At 50.9% G+C, this 1,860-nt stretch carries 1 protein-coding gene and 2 pseudogenes; all 3 read right to left on the bottom strand.

Annotated features, from left to right (window positions below):
* Positions 1-914 (bottom strand): annotated as a pseudogene (locus BBW68_RS04770) (conjugal transfer protein); the annotation flags it as partial.
* Positions 911-1,378 (bottom strand): hypothetical protein, encoded by a 468-nt coding sequence (locus tag BBW68_RS04765; protein WP_070134236.1) that lies wholly within the window; start codon positions 1,376-1,378, stop codon positions 911-913. The gene BBW68_RS04765 and the pseudogene BBW68_RS04770, both read right to left, overlap by 4 nt.
* Positions 1,379-1,436: 58 nt before the next feature.
* Positions 1,437-1,860 (bottom strand): annotated as a pseudogene (locus BBW68_RS18740) (hypothetical protein); the annotation flags it as partial.

The following is a 1,860-nucleotide window of genomic DNA, read 5'->3' as shown; positions in this document are numbered from 1 at the left end:
AACATGCTGATGTAATACTTCCCGTCGCATTCCACGATTTCATGCTTGCGGTCGATAATTTTGTCCATTTCACCCGATAAGAACTGAGCGCCCAGCCGTGAGGGCATAATATTGTCAATCTCGTTGACGTTGTTCCGCTCATACAACCAGCCCTTATCGTAGACCGTTCGCGGCTCCCATTCTTTCGGGGTGCTGGTACGCCACAACATGGTTTTCATGATATTCCCGGCTTTCTTCACGTCCAGAATATCGACAATCAGACCGTTCTCGCGTCCCTTGAATGCCTCAAGCATTTTTTGCAGGGAGGCATAATGTGCCAGTTGCAACCCTTCGAGCGTCAGTTGTACGGGATTTTGCCCCCGGACGACCTTCTCGATACCGGACATGGCGGCATTGTTCTTTACGGCTTCTTCCTTGATTTCCGCGCTATCCAGCAGACAGGCGGCGGAATACAGCACGATATAGGCTTTCTCTGTGGCGTAGTGCATGACAAATTTACCCGCCTCATTCTCCAGCATATCGTCGAGGTGAATATCAAGGCGGCGCATGGCGCTGACGTGCGGCTTATAGAGTTCATGCAGCTCAGCGGCGTTGCGTCCACGGTCACGCTCGAAAATGTAGCTGATTTTTTGCCCCGGCTCTGACACCAGACTGGTCAGGAGCTGCGAGAGGTTCTGGATATACTCGGTAAAGCCTTTTTCGCTGAATGCGGACTTGATGCCGGCCACTTCGATGATGGACAGGTAATCGCTGTTCTCCGTCACCATGATGTACGGGTGGGTGATTTCCGGGTGCTTCTCCCGGTCTTCGTCGGTGAGGCCGACGACCGTGACCAGATCGGAATAGCCCAGCAGGTTGCCGCCGGTCACTGATTTCGATACTTTCACCAGCAGGTTTTCAATCATGCTCGTCATTTATTGACTCTCCGTGAATAAATCTCCGCCCACTGCGAGGCGTCGGGAAAACCGTCTTTTTCCGCGCTGATTTGCTGCTGAATGTCTTTCTCACTGTCCAGCAGTACCAGTCGCCCCTGTCGTCCCAGCACGTCGCGTAAATCATCGCTGCGGTTACTGCCGTAGGTATCGGCTATCAGTTCTGCCGACTCGGACAATTTCCTGAGCACCCGCTTTGCTTTGTTCTGCTGCACTTCATCCGGGCTGTTGAGCGCATGGATCATCGCCCGCTTTAACAAAGCAAAACTGGCGCGGGGATGCCGTTTTACGCCGTAGTAGCCCACCGTGCTGTCGGTGGCAAGTTCATCAGTCTGTTGCTCAAAGCACACAAGGCAATAAACCCGTTCAGGCTGTTCATCTTCCTGAAAGCGATACAGCTTATCGGTGACAATTCCGCAAAGTTGACAACATGGCTGTTTTTCCATACTCCCTCCTGTTGTTCTGCCACAACCAGATTGACTGTGGCAGAAGTACCCTTTCGGATTAACGTTTGTTGAAAAGCCGCTCGTGCATCCAGCCTTTATTCGTTAACACAAATACGGCTTTTGCGCTGACCGGATTTTGTGCAGACGCCACGTCTTCTTTTAACTTAGAGCTTGCAGCAATAATATCGTCGGATTTAGCCCATTCAGGAATGTCCGTAACCGTGTAGGTATAGTTGACGCGGGATATTTTTTGCCCCATTGCATCGGACGGCTCGGTGAAATTCGTAATCGTTTCAACCTTTGCCTTGCCGAAGCAAAAACCGCCAGTGTCCTTGCCTAATGCGTTGGTTTCCTTACCCGCTTTGTAATACTTTTTACCTTCATCAGTCAGAACGTAGTTGTTCACGACAACATCATGGGCTTCTGAACCCCATGACTTCTCATAGTGCTTACGAGAAATTTCTGTTTCTGTCAGAAGCCCT

Origin of the sequence: Candidatus Erwinia dacicola (assembly GCF_001756855.1) — a bacterium.
GTDB lineage: Bacteria > Pseudomonadota > Gammaproteobacteria > Enterobacterales > Enterobacteriaceae > Erwinia > Erwinia dacicola.
This window is presented reverse-complemented; position numbering and strand designations above follow the sequence as displayed.

Coding starts and splice junctions, on each gene's coding strand:
- BBW68_RS04765 (WP_070134236.1), bottom strand. CDS start 1,378: ATGGAAAAACAGCCATGTTGTCAACTTTGCGGAATTGTCACCGATAAG.